At 65.0% G+C, this 15,564-nt stretch carries 13 protein-coding genes; 5 read left to right on the forward strand and 8 right to left on the reverse strand.

The features are described from left to right. Positions 1-2: 2 nt before the first annotated feature. From nudC to Q0D31_RS12965, 3 genes are all read left to right on the forward strand, one after another. Entirely contained in the window at positions 3-977 is a 975-nt protein-coding gene (gene nudC, locus Q0D31_RS12955) for an NAD(+) diphosphatase (RefSeq protein WP_291851074.1), read from the forward strand. Between the two features lie 50 nt (positions 978-1,027). Next, on the forward strand, positions 1,028-1,990 hold the full coding sequence (locus Q0D31_RS12960; RefSeq protein ID WP_291851077.1) for a sugar kinase: 963 nt from the start codon (positions 1,028-1,030) through the stop codon (positions 1,988-1,990). A gap of 68 nt (positions 1,991-2,058) precedes the next feature. Next, a complete protein-coding gene (locus Q0D31_RS12965) occupies positions 2,059-2,559 on the forward strand; it encodes an Lrp/AsnC family transcriptional regulator (RefSeq protein WP_291851081.1) in 501 nt (166 codons plus the stop codon). A 152-nt stretch (positions 2,560-2,711) separates the two neighbouring features. On the opposite strand, the gene Q0D31_RS12970 is transcribed toward Q0D31_RS12965, so the two are convergent. The 6 genes from Q0D31_RS12970 to Q0D31_RS12995 form a co-directional block, all read right to left on the reverse strand. Further along, entirely contained in the window at positions 2,712-4,211 is a 1,500-nt protein-coding gene (locus Q0D31_RS12970) for a phosphomannomutase/phosphoglucomutase (protein WP_291851084.1), read from the reverse strand. A 138-nt stretch (positions 4,212-4,349) separates the two neighbouring features. Beyond that, complete coding sequence (locus Q0D31_RS12975) at positions 4,350-4,697, reverse strand: HepT-like ribonuclease domain-containing protein (protein WP_291851087.1); 348 nt, start codon at positions 4,695-4,697, stop codon at positions 4,350-4,352. Then, positions 4,687-4,983 (reverse strand): nucleotidyltransferase domain-containing protein, encoded by a 297-nt coding sequence (locus Q0D31_RS12980; protein WP_291851090.1) that lies wholly within the window; start codon positions 4,981-4,983, stop codon positions 4,687-4,689. The genes Q0D31_RS12975 and Q0D31_RS12980 overlap by 11 nt, the downstream gene beginning before the upstream one ends. A 62-nt stretch (positions 4,984-5,045) precedes the next feature. Then, positions 5,046-5,546 carry a TIGR02281 family clan AA aspartic protease gene (locus Q0D31_RS12985; RefSeq protein WP_291851414.1) on the reverse strand — a complete coding sequence of 167 codons (501 nt, stop codon included), beginning with the start codon at positions 5,544-5,546 and terminating at the stop codon, positions 5,046-5,048. Between the two features lie 144 nt (positions 5,547-5,690). Continuing rightward, positions 5,691-8,168 carry an ATP-dependent helicase HrpB gene (gene hrpB / locus Q0D31_RS12990; protein WP_291851417.1) on the reverse strand — a complete coding sequence of 826 codons (2,478 nt, stop codon included), beginning with the start codon at positions 8,166-8,168 and terminating at the stop codon, positions 5,691-5,693. Between the two features lie 117 nt (positions 8,169-8,285). After that, positions 8,286-9,605 (reverse strand): UDP-glucose/GDP-mannose dehydrogenase family protein, encoded by a 1,320-nt coding sequence (locus tag Q0D31_RS12995; RefSeq protein ID WP_291851093.1) that lies wholly within the window; start codon positions 9,603-9,605, stop codon positions 8,286-8,288. A 165-nt stretch (positions 9,606-9,770) separates the two neighbouring features. Here Q0D31_RS12995 and Q0D31_RS13000 point away from each other — a divergent pair, with 165 nt between their 5' ends. Continuing rightward, positions 9,771-10,823, forward strand: coding sequence for an acyltransferase family protein (locus tag Q0D31_RS13000; RefSeq protein ID WP_291851096.1), 1,053 nt, complete (start codon positions 9,771-9,773; stop codon positions 10,821-10,823). Between the two features lie 9 nt (positions 10,824-10,832). On the opposite strand, the gene Q0D31_RS13005 is transcribed toward Q0D31_RS13000, so the two are convergent. After that, positions 10,833-11,426 carry a hypothetical protein gene (locus tag Q0D31_RS13005; protein ID WP_291851098.1) on the reverse strand — a complete coding sequence of 198 codons (594 nt, stop codon included), beginning with the start codon at positions 11,424-11,426 and terminating at the stop codon, positions 10,833-10,835. 151 nt (positions 11,427-11,577) lie between these two features. Between Q0D31_RS13005 and polA the strand changes: the two genes are divergently transcribed. Next, the gene (polA, locus tag Q0D31_RS13010) at positions 11,578-14,628 is read left to right on the forward strand and encodes a DNA polymerase I (RefSeq protein WP_291851102.1); all 3,051 of its coding nucleotides are present in this window, start codon (positions 11,578-11,580) and stop codon (positions 14,626-14,628) included. Positions 14,629-14,798: 170 nt separating this feature from the next. Here the strand turns inward: polA and Q0D31_RS13015 are convergent, their stop codons facing one another. Beyond that, positions 14,799-15,425 carry a glutathione S-transferase family protein gene (locus tag Q0D31_RS13015; RefSeq protein ID WP_291851105.1) on the reverse strand — a complete coding sequence of 209 codons (627 nt, stop codon included), beginning with the start codon at positions 15,423-15,425 and terminating at the stop codon, positions 14,799-14,801. Between the last annotated feature and the right edge of the window lie 139 nt (positions 15,426-15,564).

A 15,564-nucleotide genomic window follows, 5' to 3' on the forward strand; every position in this document is an offset into this window, starting at 1 on the left:
CAATGTCCGCATTCGAAAAATTTCCGCTGGGAAAGCCTGCTTTCGTCACCCATGCCCTCGATCGCGCCGCGCACCTGCGCACGAATGAAGAGAAGCTTTTCGCGCTGGAAGGCCACCGCGACGCCCGCGCCTATGTGATCTACCGCGACGCGCTGCTGGTGCGCCAGGAGGCCGGCGGACCGCGCGTGCTGCTCGGCGTCGACGAGGCGGTCAAACTCGGCGCCAATCCCGGCACGATCTTCCTCGGCCTGCGCGACGGCGCGCCGGTTTTCGGCATGGGTATTTCCGCGATCGCGGTCGAGAAACTGCTGACCCGCGACGACGTCGCGGTCACCGAGCTGCGCGGCATGGCGATGCAAGGCACGGTGCCGCCGGAGCAGCTTTCCGGCATCGCGATGGCGAAATCGATGGTGACCTGGCATCAGCGCCACGGCTTCTGCGCCAATTGCGGGGTGCGCACCGCGATGAAGGACGGCGGCTGGAAGCGCGATTGCCCGAGTTGCAAGGCCGAGCATTTTCCGCGCACCGATCCGGTCGTGATCATGCTGGTCACCCATGGCGACAAATGCCTGCTGGGCCGGCAGAAGCAGTTCCTGCCGGGCATGTATTCCTGCCTTGCCGGCTTCGTGGAGGCCGCCGAGACCATCGAGGACGCGGTGCGCCGCGAGATTTTCGAGGAATCCGGCATCCGCTGCACCGACGTGCACTATTACATGACGCAGCCCTGGCCCTACCCGTCGTCGCTGATGATCGGATGCACCGCGCGCGCCACCAATGAAGATATCGTGGTGGACCACGCCGAACTTGAGGACGCCCGCTGGTTCGACCGGGCGGAGGCGACGTTGATGATCAAACGCGAGCATCCCGACGGCCTTGCGGGCCCGCACCCGTTCGCCATCGCTCATCATCTGCTCGGGCGCTGGCTGCAGGGGCAAAACGCCACCGGCGCGGGAACCGGCGCCGCGCCATCCGATTAACTCCCAACCCGGTTTCGGATGACAGCGGAACCGGCACCACGGAAGTTCGCATGAAATCCCACGATAAGGCGCAAAAGAATCCGCCGCGCATCCTCTGCATCGGCATGCCGGTGCGCGACCTGACCTTCCGCGTCGGCGGGGTGCCTGCCCGCGGCTCAAAGGAGAACGCGACGCATTTCGACGAGATTTGCGGCGGCAACGCGCTGAACGCGGCGATCGGCATCGTTCGCCTCGGCGGCCGCGCCTCGGTCTGCGGCCCGATGGGCGACATCAACGAAACCTCAAGCCGGTTCATGTTCGACAGGCTCGCCCAGGAGGGGATCGAAACCAGGCACATCGTGCACATGCCGGGCCTGGTGACGCCGATCTCGGCGGTGCTGGTCGATCCCAGCGGCGAGCGCACCATCGTCACCTTCCGCGATCCGGAGCTGTGGAAGGTCAAACTGCCGCCCACCGAGGCGCTGCTGGACGACTGCGCCGCCATCCTCACCGAGAGCCGTTGCGCGGAGTTCTGCACGGAGCTCTGCGCCGAGGCGGTGCGGCGCGGCATCCCCGTCATCGTCGACGTCGACCGGGCGATGTCGCTGCGCGAGGGTTTGCTGAACGCCTCCTCGCACCTGGTGTTCTCGAGCGAGCCGCTGCAGGAAACCGCTGATATCGCCGACGATGCCGAGGCGCTGAGGAAGATCGCCAAGCTGACCCCGTCGTTCCTGGCAGGAACACGAGGAGCGAGGGGCACGATCTGGCTCGACGAGAGCGGGTCGATTCAGGAAACGCCGGCGTTCCCGGTGCATACCGTCGATACCCTCGGTGCCGGCGACATTTTTCACGGCGCCTTTGCGCTCGCCATCACGGAAGGACAGGAATTGCGGCAGGCGTTGCGGTTTGCCTCCGCCGCAGCGGCGCTGAAATGCACCCGGTTCGGCGGCGCCCTTGCCGCGCCGGGGCGCGCCGAGGTCGAAGCGCTTCTTGGCCGCGGCGAGGTCGGCAGCAGGGTTTCGATCGACCGATAGCGGGGCTTGTTTTAGAAGATTTTTCTATGTATGGAGATTATCAGCCTCTATCGTGGAACATTATTCTTATGGTTGATATCGCTGTTCAAGCTCCTGAAGCCCACCGCCGACTCGATGCGATTGATCGCAAGATCCTGACCGTGTTGCAGGAGGACGCCTCCCTTTCGGTTGCCGAGATCGGAGAGCGGGTTGGGCTGTCGTCGACGCCGTGCTGGAAACGCATCCAGCGGCTGGAAGCCGATGGCGTCATCCTGCGCCGGGTGGCGCTGGTCGACCAGAACAAGATCGGGCTGGGCATTTCAGTGTTCGTCTCGGTCGAGAGCGCCGATCACTCCGAGGCCTGGCTCCGAAAATTCGCCGAAGCCGTCAGCGCCATGCCGGAGGTGATGGAATTCTACAGGATGGCCGGCGACGTCGATTACATGCTGCGCGTCGTGGTCGCCGACATGGCAAGCTACGACGTGTTCTACAAAAAGCTGATCAGCGCGGTGCCGCTGAAGAACGTCACGTCGCGCTTTGCGATGGAGAAGATAAAGTCGGTCACGGCACTGCCGGTGCCGGCGGCGTAGGGTTGATTGCAGCTTGCAAAGCTGTCATCGCCCGCGAAAGCGGGCGATCCAGTATTCCAGAGACGTTCGCGATGGAATCGACAGGCCGCGGCGTACTGGTTCCCGCGCCTGCGCGGGGGATGAAGATCGTATGGGGAGCAAGCGCCCTCCCCTCATATCTTCTGGTTGTACGCGCCGACTTCGGGATGGGTCCGCAGCACCGAATCCATCGCCTCGAACAGATCGCGCATTCGCTGTTCGGAAACCGGGCTCTCGACCACCACCACCAGCTCCGGCTTGTTGGATGAGGCCCGCACCAGGCCCCAGCTGCCGTCTTCGACCGTGACGCGGACGCCGTTGACGGTGACGAGGTCACGGATGTTCTGGCCGGCGACCTTGCCGCCCGCCTTCTGCAGCGCCTCGAAGTGCTTCACCACGGCGTCGGCGACGCCATATTTCACCTCATCGGCGCAGTGCGGCGACATCGTCGGCGACGACCAGGTTTTCGGCAGCGAGTGCTTCAGATCGGCCATCGACTTGCTTGGCGCGCGATCGAGCATTTCGCAGATCGCGATCGCCGAAATCAGGCCGTCGTCATAGCCGCGGCCCAATGGCTTGTTGAAGAAGAAGTGGCCGGATTTCTCGAATCCCGCCAATGCACCCATCTCGTGGGTCCGGCGCTTCATGTAGGAATGGCCGGTCTTCCAGTAGGCGGTCCTGGCGCCCTGCCTCAACAGCACCGGGTCGGTGGCAAACAGCCCGGTCGATTTGACGTCGACCACGAACTGCGCGTTGTCGTGGATCGCCGACATGTCCCGCGCCAGCATCACGCCGACCTTGTCGGCAAAGATTTCCTCGCCGGTATTGTCGACCACGCCGCAACGATCACCATCGCCGTCAAAGCCGAGACCGACATCGGCCTTGTGCTCAAGCACCGCGTCGCGGATCGCATGCAGCATCTTCATGTCTTCGGGGTTCGGATTGTATTTCGGGAAGGTGTAGTCGAGCTCGGTGTCGAGCGGGACGACCTCGCAGCCGATCGCTTCCATCACCTGCGGCGCAAACGCGCCCGCGGTGCCGTTGCCGCAGGCGACTACGACCTTCAGCCGGCGCTTGAGCCTGGGGCGGCCGGAGAGATCGGCGATGTAGCGGGCCGCAAAGTTGTCGTGGAACTGGTAGGACCCGCCGACCCGGTTCCTGAACTCGGCGTTGAGCACGATCTGCTTCAGTCGCGTCATCTCGTCGGGACCGAAGGTGAGCGGACGGTTGGCGCCCATCTTGACGCCGGTCCAGCCATTGTCGTTGTGCGAGGCGGTCACCATCGCCACGCAGGGAACGTCGAGATCGAACTGCGCGAAATAGGCCATCGGCGTCATCGCCAGCCCGATGTCATGCACCTTGCAGCCCGCCGCCATCAGCCCCGTAATCAGCGCGTACTTGATCGACGCCGAATAGCTGCGGAAATCATGCGCGGTGACGATCTCCGGCTTGACGCCGAGTTCCGCGATCAGCGCGCCAAGCCCCATGCCCAGCGCCTGGACGCCCATCAGGTTGATTTCCTTTTCGAAGAGCCAGCGCGCATCGTATTCGCGAAAGCCGGTCGCCTTCACCATCGGCCCGGCCTCATAGGCATAAGTGTTGGGAACCAGCAGGGATTTCGGCTTCGGGAACATGAGGTGGCCTTGTCGTGAAAATGCCCAAAAAGGAACGGCTTAAGGCATAGCGAATGCGCGGGCCCGGCGAAAGGCAGGACTGGCGCGGTGCGGGCTAATTGCGGTGGATTTTGGCGGTCGGAACAAGCTTGTCGCCGCCTAGCCGTCCCAACGCCGAATTTCTGCTGCGATGACAAATTTCAGTTGCGGCAGGGCTTGATGCACAGTGTCCCAAACCAGTTGGGCCACAACATCCTCGTAGTCGTGACGATAGACGTTTCCGGCGCTGGCCATCTGATTCCACGAAATCCCGGAGTGCTTCGCTTTAAGCTCATTCGGCAGACGCCGAGAGGCTTCAGATATGATCTCCAAACAGCGAGTCACTGCGTAGAACGCGCGCACGTCCGCCTTGAAAGCTTCGCGGTCAAGTCCTTCGACGAAGCGCTGCGCCAAGTCGATGGGATGCAGGATATCGCGAAGCGCGCGCTCCGTATGGTCAGAAGGCATAGATCATGTCGGCGACCGCCGCGGGGCGAACGTAGGGTTTGAGCCCCTCCCGGTTCACAACATCCACCGGCTCATCAAAAAGCTTCGCTATGTATTCCTTGATGTCCACGTAATCGAAGACCGTAATGCGGGCGTCCGGATCGATTTCGATCATGATATCGATGTCGCTTCCCGAACGGTTGTCGCCACGCGCCACTGAGCCGAACAACGCGGCATGCATTACGCCGCGCCCACGCAGGGCTTGCTCGGAGCGTCGCAGGGTCTCTAGGGCTTCGGCGCAATTCATCAATAAAACATAGCATGCCGACGGTCATTTCGGGAGGGGCCGTAGTCAAAAAACGGCAATTTCTACTGCTCCAGCACCAGCCGGCCCCTGGCGTATTCGTAGCGCTTCAGCTTCGACAGAAACGACAGGCCGAGCAGGTTCTCCGACAGCGCTTCGTCCGGCAGCACCAGGGCCTCGACGTCGCGCACCACGATCCCGCCGAGTTCGATCATGGCTAGCCGCGTGCGCGCCGCCTTGATGGTGCCGTTGGCGGTGGTGACCATCGCATTGTAGTCGCCGCGGGAGGGACGCAGGCCGAACCGCGCCGCGGACTTCTCGTTCAGCGCCACCAGCGAGGCGCCGGTGTCGATGACGAAGTTGACGCGCTGCCCCTCGATGCGGCCGTCGGCCTGGAAATGGCCGCGGGCGTCGGGGGAGATGTCGAGGCTTCGCCCGGAGGCTCGCCCGACCGTCTCCGTGGAAGCCTTTTTCGGCGATGGGCTGGATGCCGGCGCCGGGGACATCTTGTCCGCCATCTGCGCCATGAAGGTGCCGAGGCCGATCAGGATGGCGGCAAAGATCATCAGGTTACGCATCACGCCCTACTCGCTTGCCAGACGGCCGATATCACCACGCCAGCCGCCAAGCCGCGACTAACGGAGGCGGCCGGTACACGGGCAAGGCCGCCATTTCGCCGAAAAGGATGAGTGAAGCGTTAACGTCGGCGCTCATGTCCCGCGCGGCTTGACCCGGCGCGTCGGCTGCGCGGTTGCCGGGTCCTCCGGCCAAGGGTGGCGCGGATAGCGGCCGCGAAGGTCGGCGCGCACGGCCGCATAGCTGCCGCGCCAGAACCCCGGAAGATCGCGCGTTACCTGCACCGGCCGCTGCGCCGGCGACAGCAGTTCCAGCACCAGCGGCACCGCGCCCCTGGCGATGGAGGGGTGGGTGTTGAGGCCGAACAATTCCTGCAGCCGGACCGCAATGGTCGGCCCCTGCTCGGCCTCGTAGTCGATCGCCAGCATCGTGCCGGTGGGGGCCTCGAAATGGGTCGGCGCCTCGCGCTCCAGCCGCGCGCGCAACTCCCACGGCAACCGCGCCACCAGCGCGTCCGAGAGGTCCCCGGTTGAAATCTCCTTCAACGAGGATTTGTCGTAGAGAACGGGCGCCAGCCAGTTCTCGCAGTCCGCCGCCAGCGCCGCGTCGGACAGATCGGGCCAGCTATCGCCCTCGGCCTTGCGCAGAAAGGTGACGCGGTCGCGCCATTGCTTGAGGGACTTCGACCATGGCAGCTTGTCGAGTCCGGCGGCGACCAGGCCTGCGGCGAAGACGCGCGCCGTTTCCGCCGAGGGCGACAACGCGACCGGCGCTTCCGACAGGGTGATCGCGTGCAGCGTCCGCCTGCGGCGCGCCCGCAGCGCCATCGCGCTGCGATCAAACGAAATCTCCTCCGAGTTTACGATCTGGTCGGCGAAGTGCACTTCGATCTCGTCCTGGGTGATCGGCGCCGCCAGCAGAATGCGCCCTTGGGCGGCGGTGCCGGTCAGTTCGGCAACCGCGACATAGGGCGCGCGCGCCAGTGACGAGGTTTGATCGACGGCGGCGCCGCGGCCATTGGCCAGCACGAAACTGCCGCTGCCGCGGTTGCGCGCGACCCGGTCGGGAAACGCCAGCGCCAGCATGATCCCGGTGGAAGGCGCGAAATGCTGGCCGGGCGGGCCTTCCGTCGCCGCCACCTGCTGCGCCCAGCGTTGCGCCAGGGTGCGCGCGCTGCTGGCGCGCGGCGAGCGGTCGCGGCGGAACTGGTCAAGCCTGTGATCGAGATCGACACTGTCGCCGCCAAGGCCGCGCTCGGTCAGGACAGCGGCGATCTCGGCGGCCGCTTCGCCCGCCCCCAGCCGATGCGAATCCACGATCATGCGCGCCAGCCGCGGCGGCAGCGCCAGCGCGCGGAGGCTGCGGCCTTCCGTCGTGATCCGGCCATCGGCGTCGAGTGCGCCGAGTTCGCGGAGCAGGCTGTTGGCTTCCTTGAGCGCCGCCGCCGGCGGGGAATCGAGAAACGCCAACGTCGTGGGATCGCGGACGCCCCACTGCGCCAGATCCAGCACCAGCGAGGAAAGGTCGGCCGAGAGAATTTCGGGCCTCGTGTAGGCGGCAAGCGAGGCGGTCTGCGGTTCGTCCCACAGCCGGTAGCATACGCCAGGCTCGGTGCGGCCGGCGCGGCCGCGGCGCTGATCGACCGCGGCGCGCGAGGCGCGCACGGTTTCCAGCCGCGTCAGGCCGATATCTGGCTCGTAGCGCGGCACCCGCGCCATGCCGGAATCGACCACGATACGGACGCCCTCGATGGTCAGCGAGGTTTCGGCAATCGAGGTCGCCAGCACCACCTTGCGGCTTCCCTTGGGCGCCGGCGCGATGGCGCGGTCCTGCACGGCGGCATCGAGCGCGCCGTACAGCGGCACGATTTCGACGCCGGGATCATGAACCCGCTCGGCGAGAAAATTCTGGGTGCGGCGGATTTCGGCGGCACCCGGCAGGAAGGCCAGCACCGAGCCGGGGTCGGCGCGCAGCGCTGACGCGATCGCGTCCGCCATCTGCCGCTCCAGCGGCGCATCGGCCTTGCGGCCGAGATAGCGCGTCTCGACCGGAAAGGCGCGGCCTTCGCTGGCAATCACCGGCGCGTTGCCCAGCAATTTGCCGACCCGCGCGCCATCGAGTGTCGCTGACATCACCAGGAGACGCAGATCCTCGCGCAACCCCGTCTGCACATCCCGCGCCAGCGCCAGCCCGAGATCGGCGTCGAGCGAGCGTTCGTGGAATTCGTCAAACAGCACGGCGGCGACGCCGTTCAGTTCGGGATCGTCGAGAATCTGCCGCGAGAAGATTCCCTCGGTGACGACTTCGATCCGGGTCGCGCGCGATATCTTCGAACCGAAACGGACGCGGTAGCCGACGGTCTCCCCGGCGCGCTCGCCGAGCGTCCGCGCCATGCGCTCGGCGCTGGCCCGCGCCGCGATCCGCCGCGGCTCCAGCATGATGATCTTCCGGCCTTGCAGCCAGGGCGCGTCCAGCAGCGCCAGCGGCACCCGCGTCGTCTTGCCGGCCCCCGGAGGGGCCACCAGCACTGCGGCGGTATGCGCCGTCAGCGTCCGGGACAGTTCGTCCAGCACCGCGTCGATCGGCAGAGGCGTGTCGAAGCTGCGCGGCAAGGATTTCACCAATGCGTCATGCCCGGCCTCGTGCCGGACCTCCACGTTCCCGATACACGAACAGCGCGCAGAAGCCGGGCGGACAGGAAAGCTCCGGCGACGACGGACCCAGCGGCTTCACTTTGCCGGCTCAGCCGCCCGCCCCACGCTCTCATAGATAAAGCCATGAGCCGCCATGTCGTCGGGGCGATAGACATTGCGCAGGTCGACCACGACCGGCCGCGCCATTTCGCCCTTCAGGCGCGCCAGATCGAGCGCCCGGAACTGGGCCCACTCGGTGACGATCACCAGTACATCGGCGCCTCGCGCGCACTCATAGGGGTCGTCGCAATATTCGATGTCAGGCAGTTCGCGCCGTGCCTGCTCCATGCCGACCGGATCGTGCGCGCGCACTCTTGCGCCCATATCGAGCAGGCCGGTGACCAGCGGGATCGACGGCGCCTCGCGCATGTCGTCGGTGTCGGGCTTGAAGGTGAGCCCCAGCACCGCCACGGTCTTGCCGCGCAGATTGCCGCCGGCCGCATGGGAAACCTTGCGCGCCATCGCGCGCTTGCGGTTCTCGTTGACGCCGAGCACCGCCTCGACGATCCGCAATTGCACATCGTGATCGAGCGCGATCTTGACCAGCGCGCGGGTATCCTTTGGAAAACAGGAGCCGCCGAAGCCGGGACCGGCATGCAGGAATTTCGAGCCGATGCGGTTGTCGAGCCCGATGCCGCGCGCGACTTCCTGGACGTCGGCGCCGACCTTTTCCGACAGGTCGGCGATCTCGTTGATGAAGGTGATCTTGGTGGCAAGGAATGCGTTCGCCGCGTATTTGATCAGTTCGGCGGTGCGTCGCGCCGTGAACATCAGAGGCGCCTTGTTGAGCGACAGCGGCCGGTAGATGTCGCCGAGCACCTTGCGCCCGCGCTCGTCCAGCGTGCCGACCACGACGCGGTCGGGGAATTTGAAGTCGCGGATCGCGGCGCCCTCGCGCAGGAATTCCGGATTGGAGGCGACCACCACGTCAGCGGACGGATTGGCTTCGCGGATCAACCGCTCGACCTCGTCGCCGGTGCCGACCGGCACCGTCGATTTGGTGACGACCACCGTGAAGCCGGAAAGCGCGGCCGCGATCTCGCGCGCGGCGGCGTGGACATAGCTCAGATCGGCATGGCCGTCGCCGCGCCGCGACGGCGTGCCGACGGCGATGAACACCGCCTCGGCCTCGGCGACCGGCGCGGCGAACTCGGTGGTGAAGTCCAGCCGCTTGGCCTTGACGTTGGCGGCGACCAGCGCGTCGAGCCCAGGCTCGAAGATCGGCATTTCGCCCCGGAGCAAGGCGGCGATCTTGCCGGCGTCCTTGTCAACGCAGGTGACCTGATGGCCGAAGTCGGCAAAGCAGGCGCCCGACACCAGCCCCACATAGCCCGTGCCGATCATGGCAATTCGCATGCAAGCATCCGCTTTCGATGGTTAACGCGACCGCGTCTTAGGACATTTTTCAGCCCGAGGGAAAGGGCGGGCTCCGGAAAAAAGGGCATGTGATTTGAAGGAATAGAGGAGAAGGCAACGGATCGGGCCCAGAATGCGGCCGCGCTGCGCCGAAAAGGGACACCGATGACTGTAAACGGGATATTCGTATCACCCGAGCGTTCCGCCCGGATCGACTGGGTGGACTACGCCAAGGGCATCTGCATCGTCATGGTGGTGATGATGCATTCGGTGCTGGGCGTCGAGGCCGCGGCCGGCCAGACCGGCTTCATGAACCACTTCGTGACCTACGCCAAGCCGTTCCGGATGCCGGACTTCTTCCTGATTTCAGGGCTGTTCCTGGCGGTGGTGATCGACCGCGACTGGCGTACCTATCTCGACCGCAAGGTGGTCCACTTCGCCTATTTTTACCTGCTCTGGGTGACGATCCAGTTCGGCTTCAAGGCGCCGGGCTTCGCCGCCGAGGCCGGCTGGCGACACGTCGGCCTGTTGTACCTGGAGGCCTTCATCGAGCCGTTCGGCACGCTGTGGTTCATTTATTTGCTGCCGATCTGCTTTGTCGTCACCAAACTGTCACGACGAGTCCCGCCGATGGCGGTCTGGCTGGTCGCCGCCGCGCTGGAGATCGCCCACGTCGCCACGGGCTGGACGGTCATCGACGAATTCTGCGCGCGCTTCGTCTATTTTTACTCCGGTTACATTCTTGCAGGCTACGTCTTCGCACTTTCCGATCGCGCGCGGGCGAAGCCTTCGCTGGCGCTTGTCGGGTTGGCGCTGTGGGCGCTTTTCAATGGCGGCATCGTATGGTCGGGCTTCAGCGAATGGCCGCTGGTTTCGCTGGCGCTCGGGCTCGCCGGCGCCGGCGCCATCGTGGTGATGGCGACCTTGCTGTCGCGCACCCAGTGGCTCGGCTTCCTGCGCTATTGCGGCGAGCATTCCATCGTGATCTATCTCGCGTTCTTCCTGCCGATGGCCGCGACCCGAACCCTGTTGCTGCGCAGCGGGCTCATCCCTGACGTCGGCCTGGTCTCGCTGATCGTGACCGTCGCCGGCGTCGCAGGCGCGGTGGCGATCTGGCGGCTGGCGCTGGCGCTGCGGGCGAACTTCCTGTTCGAGCGGCCCGACGCCTTCTGGATCGTTCCGAAAAGGCCGGCTCCGGCGTTGCAGCCGGCGGAGTAGCCGCCGGGTTCAGCGCGGGGCTTCGAGCTTTACGCCGCCCTTCGTCTGCTCGATTCTGGCACGAAAGCCCTCGGCATCGCCGAAATCGGCAAAACCCTGATAGTGCGGATGCGGGCCCAGCACCCGGCGGGCGTGCTTGATCGGGCACCATAATACTTCGGTGCGCGCGGCCACCTCGCGCGCGAACCCGATTGCACCGCCGGCATAGGAGCAATAGGCGCAATTGATCTTTTCGATGATGTTCAGATAGGCCAGATGATGGCGATCGAACACCAGATAGTCGCGCCGTCGCACTTTCGGAATCCGGTAGATCGGAAAGCAGATCGCCTGAAAAAGCATGACCGCGAGATCGAGCAGCGCGATCGGTACGATCATGGAATAGATCACAGGCGCCGTCAGGACCGTCAGCAGATTGGCCTCGATGACGTAGCGTGACACCCGCGTCTTGAGCTCCCGGTGAAGCCGCAGCACCTCCTCCTCGAACAAGATCCTTCGCTTTTCGATATGGAAGCGCAGTTCTTCCCTCCGCTTCGTCAGCTCGACCTCGATCTCGGCCTCGACGCCACGCAGCTTCTCCATCAGCGTATCGAGTGGCGTGGTCATTTCGCTTCCCTTCGGTGCGCCGGGACCACAAGGGGGCATGGAACGGACACACTTGCAACCGATCCCCTTGATCCGGGACAAAACAGAAAAATCCCGGCACAACCCGACCCCTAAGGCTGTCATTCCGCGCAAAAACCCCTAGATTTCGGCCATGCCGAAAACAGCCCCCAAAGCCGCCGAGAAACCCGCCAAGCTGCCCGGCAAGGGCGACCATGTCTTTCTGGTCGATGGTTCCTCCTACATTTTTCGCGCCTATCATGCGCTGCCGCCGCTGAACCGCAAATCCGACGGGCTGCAGGTCAATGCCGTGCTCGGCTTCTGCAACATGCTGTGGAAGCTGCTGCGGGAGATGCCGCCGGACAACCGGCCGACGCATCTGGCGATCGTGTTCGACAAGTCCGAAGTGACCTTCCGCAACAAGCTTTATCCCGAGTACAAGGCGCACCGGCCGCCGGCGCCTGATGATCTGATCCCGCAATTTGCGCTGATCCGCGAGGCGGTACGCGCGTTCGACCTGCCCTGCCTGGAGCAGGGTGGCTTCGAGGCCGACGATTTGATCGCGACCTATGCGCGGCTTGCCACTGAGCGCGGCGCGACCACCACCATCGTTTCCTCCGACAAGGACCTGATGCAGCTCGTGACCGACAAGGTCACCATGTACGACACCATGAAGGACCGCCGGATCGGCATTGCCGAGGTGATCGAGAAGTTCGGCGTGCCGCCGGAGAAGGTCGTCGAGGTGCAGGCGCTGGCGGGCGATTCGACGGACAACGTGCCGGGCGTGCCGGGCATCGGCGTCAAGACCGCGGCGCAACTGATCGTCGAATATGGCGACCTGGAGCAACTGCTGTTCCGCGCCGGCGAGATCAAGCAGCCGAAGCGGCGCGAGGCGCTGATCGAGAACGCCGAGAAGGCGCGGATTTCGCGCAAGCTGGTGCTGCTGGACGACAAGGTCGATCTCGAGGTGCCGCTCGACGAGCTCGCGGTGCATGAGCCCGACGCGCGCAAGCTGATCGCCTTCCTCAAGGCGATGGAATTTGCCACCCTCACCCGCCGCGTCGCCGACTATTCGCAGATCGATCCATCGGATGTCGAAGCCGATGCGGCGAACAAGAGCGGCGGTCCTTCACTTCTCCCGCCTGCGGGGGAGCTCAGCGCGCGAAGCGCGGCGGCTGGGGGAGATCTTTTCGCGAACTCAGGCGCTTCACATGCGGAAACACCCCCACCTCAGCCCTCCCCTGCAAGCGGGAGAGGGGGCGCATCGACCAAGGGCGACAAGGCCGCGAGCCTGAAGGGCACGCCTATATCCCTCGCCGGCGCGCGTGAGCAGGCGATCCGGAAGATCCCCTTCGACCGCAAGAAGTATCAGACCATCCGCAGCCTCGATCAGCTCCAGGCCTGGCTCGCCCGCGTCCACGATGCCGGTTTCTTCGCCATCGAGGCGATGTCCCACACGATCGATCCGATGCAGGGAGAGTTATCGGGGATTGCGCTGGCGCTCGCGCCCAATGACGCCTGCTACGTCCCGCTCGCCCACCGGCAATCCGGCGGCGGCGAGGGCCTGTTCGACGCCGGCCCGGCGCCGGACCAGATCGCGACCAGCGAAGCGCTGGCGGTGTTGAAGCCGCTCTTGGAATCGGCGGGCATCCTCAAGATCGGGTTCAACATCAAGTTCAGCGCGGTGATGCTGGCGCAGCACGGCGTCACGCTGTGCAACCATGACGACGCGCAGTTGATGTCGTACGCGCTGGATGCCGGCCGCAATGCGCACGGCCTCGAGGCGCTGGCCGAGCGCTGGCTGGGCCACGCCGTCATCAGCTATGGCGAGATGACCGGCAGCGGCAAGAACAAGCTCGCCTTCGGCCAGGTCGCCATCGACAGGGCCGCCGAATATTCCGCCGAAAGCGCCGACGTGATCGTGCGGCTGTGGCGGATCTTGAAACCCCGGCTGGCCGCCGAGCGGATGACCACGGTGTACGAGACGCTGGAGCGACCGCTGATCTCGGTGCTGGCGCGGATGGAGCGGCGCGGCATCTCGATCGACCGCCAGGTGCTGTCACGGCTGTCGGGCGAATTCGCCCAGACCGCGGCGCGGGTCGAAGCCGAGTTGCAGGAGATCGCGGGCGAACCGATCAATGTCGGCAGTCCGAAGCAGATCGGCGACATCATCTTCGGCAAGATGGGGATCACCGGCGGCACCAAGACCAAAACCGGGGCGTGGTCGACCTCGGCGCAGATCCTCGACGAGCTCGCCGAACAGGGGCACGAGTTCCCGAAGAAGATCCTGGAATGGCGGCAGGTCTCGAAACTGAAATCGACCTATACCGACGCGCTGCCGGAATATGTCCATCCGCAGACCAAGCGCGTGCATACGACCTACGCGCTGGCGGCCACCACCACCGGGCGGCTGTCGTCGAACGAGCCGAACTTGCAGAACATCCCGGTCCGCACCGAGGACGGCCGCAAGATCCGCCGCGCCTTTGTCGCGACATCAGGCCACAGGCTGGTATCGGCGGATTATTCGCAGATCGAACTGCGGCTGCTGGCGGAGATCGCCGACATCGCCGTGCTGAAACAGGCGTTCCGCGACGGGCTGGACATCCATGCCATGACGGCTTCCGAAATGTTCGGAGTGCCGATCAAGGACATGCCGGGCGAGGTGCGCCGCCGGGCGAAAGCGATCAATTTCGGCATCATCTACGGCATCTCGGCCTTTGGTCTGGCCAACCAGCTCGGCATCGCCCGCGAGGAAGCCTCAGCCTACATCAAGAAATACTTCGAGCGCTTTCCTGGCATCCGCGCCTACATGGACGCCACACGCGACTTCTGCCGCGCCAACGGCTATGTCGAGACGCTGTTCGGGCGCAAATGCCATTACCCTGATATCAAGGCCTCCAACGCCTCGGTCCGCGCCTTCAACGAGCGCGCCGCGATCAATGCACGGCTGCAGGGCACCGCGGCCGACATCATCCGCCGCGCCATGATCCGCATGGAGGACGCACTGGCCGAGAAGAAGCTCGCAGCGCAGATGCTGCTGCAGGTCCACGACGAACTGATTTTCGAGGTGCCCGAGACCGAGGTGGCGGCGACGCTGCCGGTGGTGCAGCGCGTGATGCAGGATGCGCCATTCCCGGCGGTGCGGCTCTCGGTGCCGCTACAGGTCGACGCGCGCGCGGCGAGCAACTGGGACGAGGCGCATTGAGCCAGCTAGACTGTCGTCGCCCGGCTTGACCGGGCGACCCAGTATTCCAGGCCGCGGAGTGTGAGGCACAGTTGTGCCGCGCTGGCTATCGTACTTCACTGGATAGGCCCCGGCGTACTGGATCGCCCGGTCAAGCCGGGCGACGACAGCTCTGGGTGGGGCCGAGAGAATCAATCCAGCTTGGCTTCCATGCCGCGCTTGGTCGCCGGCCGCGCCATCAGAGCGTAGTACCAGCGCTCGACATGGGGAAAATCCTTCAGCTCCACCTTGTGGCGCGGGTGGCGCCAGGCCCAGCCGAGGATGGCGAAGTCGGCGACCGACAAGGCGTCCGCGACGAAGTCGCGCCCCGCCAGCCGGCGGTCGAGTACGCCGTAGAGCCTCCGGGTCTCGTCCATGTAGCGTTTGAGGCCATAGGCGCGGTCGGTCTCGTTCTCCAGCGCGATGAAATGATGCACCTGGCCCGGCATCGGCCCGAAGCCGCCCATCTGCCACATCAGCCATTCATACACCGGGATCCGCCCGGCGAGCGGCTTCGGCAGGAACTTGCCGGTCTTCTCGCCGAGGTAAAGCAGGATCGCCCCGGACTCGAACACGCTGACCGGCTTGCCCTCAGGGCCGTCGGGATCGACGATCGCGGGAATCTTGTTGTTCGGGCTGATCTTGAGAAAGGCGGGCGCCATCTGTTCGCCCTTGCTGATGTTCACCGGAAACACCTTGTAGGGCAGCGCCATTTCCTCCAGCGCCACCGATATCTTGCGGCCATTCGGCGTATTCCAGGTGTGCAATTCGATCGTCATGGACTGGTTTCCCCCACAAGAGCTTGTTGATGCTTTGACCTCCCGTAGCGCGGAACCGACGGGGCTTACAACGGGCTTTTGCGAATGTCGTCCCCGCGCCCGCGTGGCCGCGGCGGGACATCGTGCCCTGTTGACGGCA

It is taken from the genome of Bradyrhizobium sp., from assembly GCF_022844465.1.
Lineage (GTDB): Bacteria > Pseudomonadota > Alphaproteobacteria > Rhizobiales > Xanthobacteraceae > Bradyrhizobium.

What these genes read in the sequence shown, in the direction of transcription:
- nudC (WP_291851074.1), top strand. Translation starts at nt 3, where the DNA reads ATGTCCGCATTCGAAAAATTTCCGCTGGGAAAGCCTGCTTTCGTCACC.
- Q0D31_RS12960 (WP_291851077.1), top strand. Translation starts at nt 1,028, where the DNA reads ATGAAATCCCACGATAAGGCGCAAAAGAATCCGCCGCGCATCCTCTGC.
- Q0D31_RS12965 (WP_291851081.1), top strand. Translation starts at nt 2,059, where the DNA reads ATGGTTGATATCGCTGTTCAAGCTCCTGAAGCCCACCGCCGACTCGAT.
- Q0D31_RS12970 (WP_291851084.1), bottom strand. Translation starts at nt 4,211, where the DNA reads ATGTTCCCGAAGCCGAAATCCCTGCTGGTTCCCAACACTTATGCCTAT.
- Q0D31_RS12975 (WP_291851087.1), bottom strand. Translation starts at nt 4,697, where the DNA reads ATGCCTTCTGACCATACGGAGCGCGCGCTTCGCGATATCCTGCATCCC.
- Q0D31_RS12980 (WP_291851090.1), bottom strand. Translation starts at nt 4,983, where the DNA reads ATGAATTGCGCCGAAGCCCTAGAGACCCTGCGACGCTCCGAGCAAGCC.
- Q0D31_RS12985 (WP_291851414.1), bottom strand. Translation starts at nt 5,546, where the DNA reads ATGATCTTTGCCGCCATCCTGATCGGCCTCGGCACCTTCATGGCGCAG.
- Q0D31_RS12995 (WP_291851093.1), bottom strand. Translation starts at nt 9,605, where the DNA reads ATGCGAATTGCCATGATCGGCACGGGCTATGTGGGGCTGGTGTCGGGC.
- Q0D31_RS13000 (WP_291851096.1), top strand. Translation starts at nt 9,771, where the DNA reads ATGACTGTAAACGGGATATTCGTATCACCCGAGCGTTCCGCCCGGATC.
- Q0D31_RS13005 (WP_291851098.1), bottom strand. Translation starts at nt 11,426, where the DNA reads ATGACCACGCCACTCGATACGCTGATGGAGAAGCTGCGTGGCGTCGAG.
- polA (WP_291851102.1), top strand. Translation starts at nt 11,578, where the DNA reads ATGCCGAAAACAGCCCCCAAAGCCGCCGAGAAACCCGCCAAGCTGCCC.
- Q0D31_RS13015 (WP_291851105.1), bottom strand. Translation starts at nt 15,425, where the DNA reads ATGACGATCGAATTGCACACCTGGAATACGCCGAATGGCCGCAAGATA.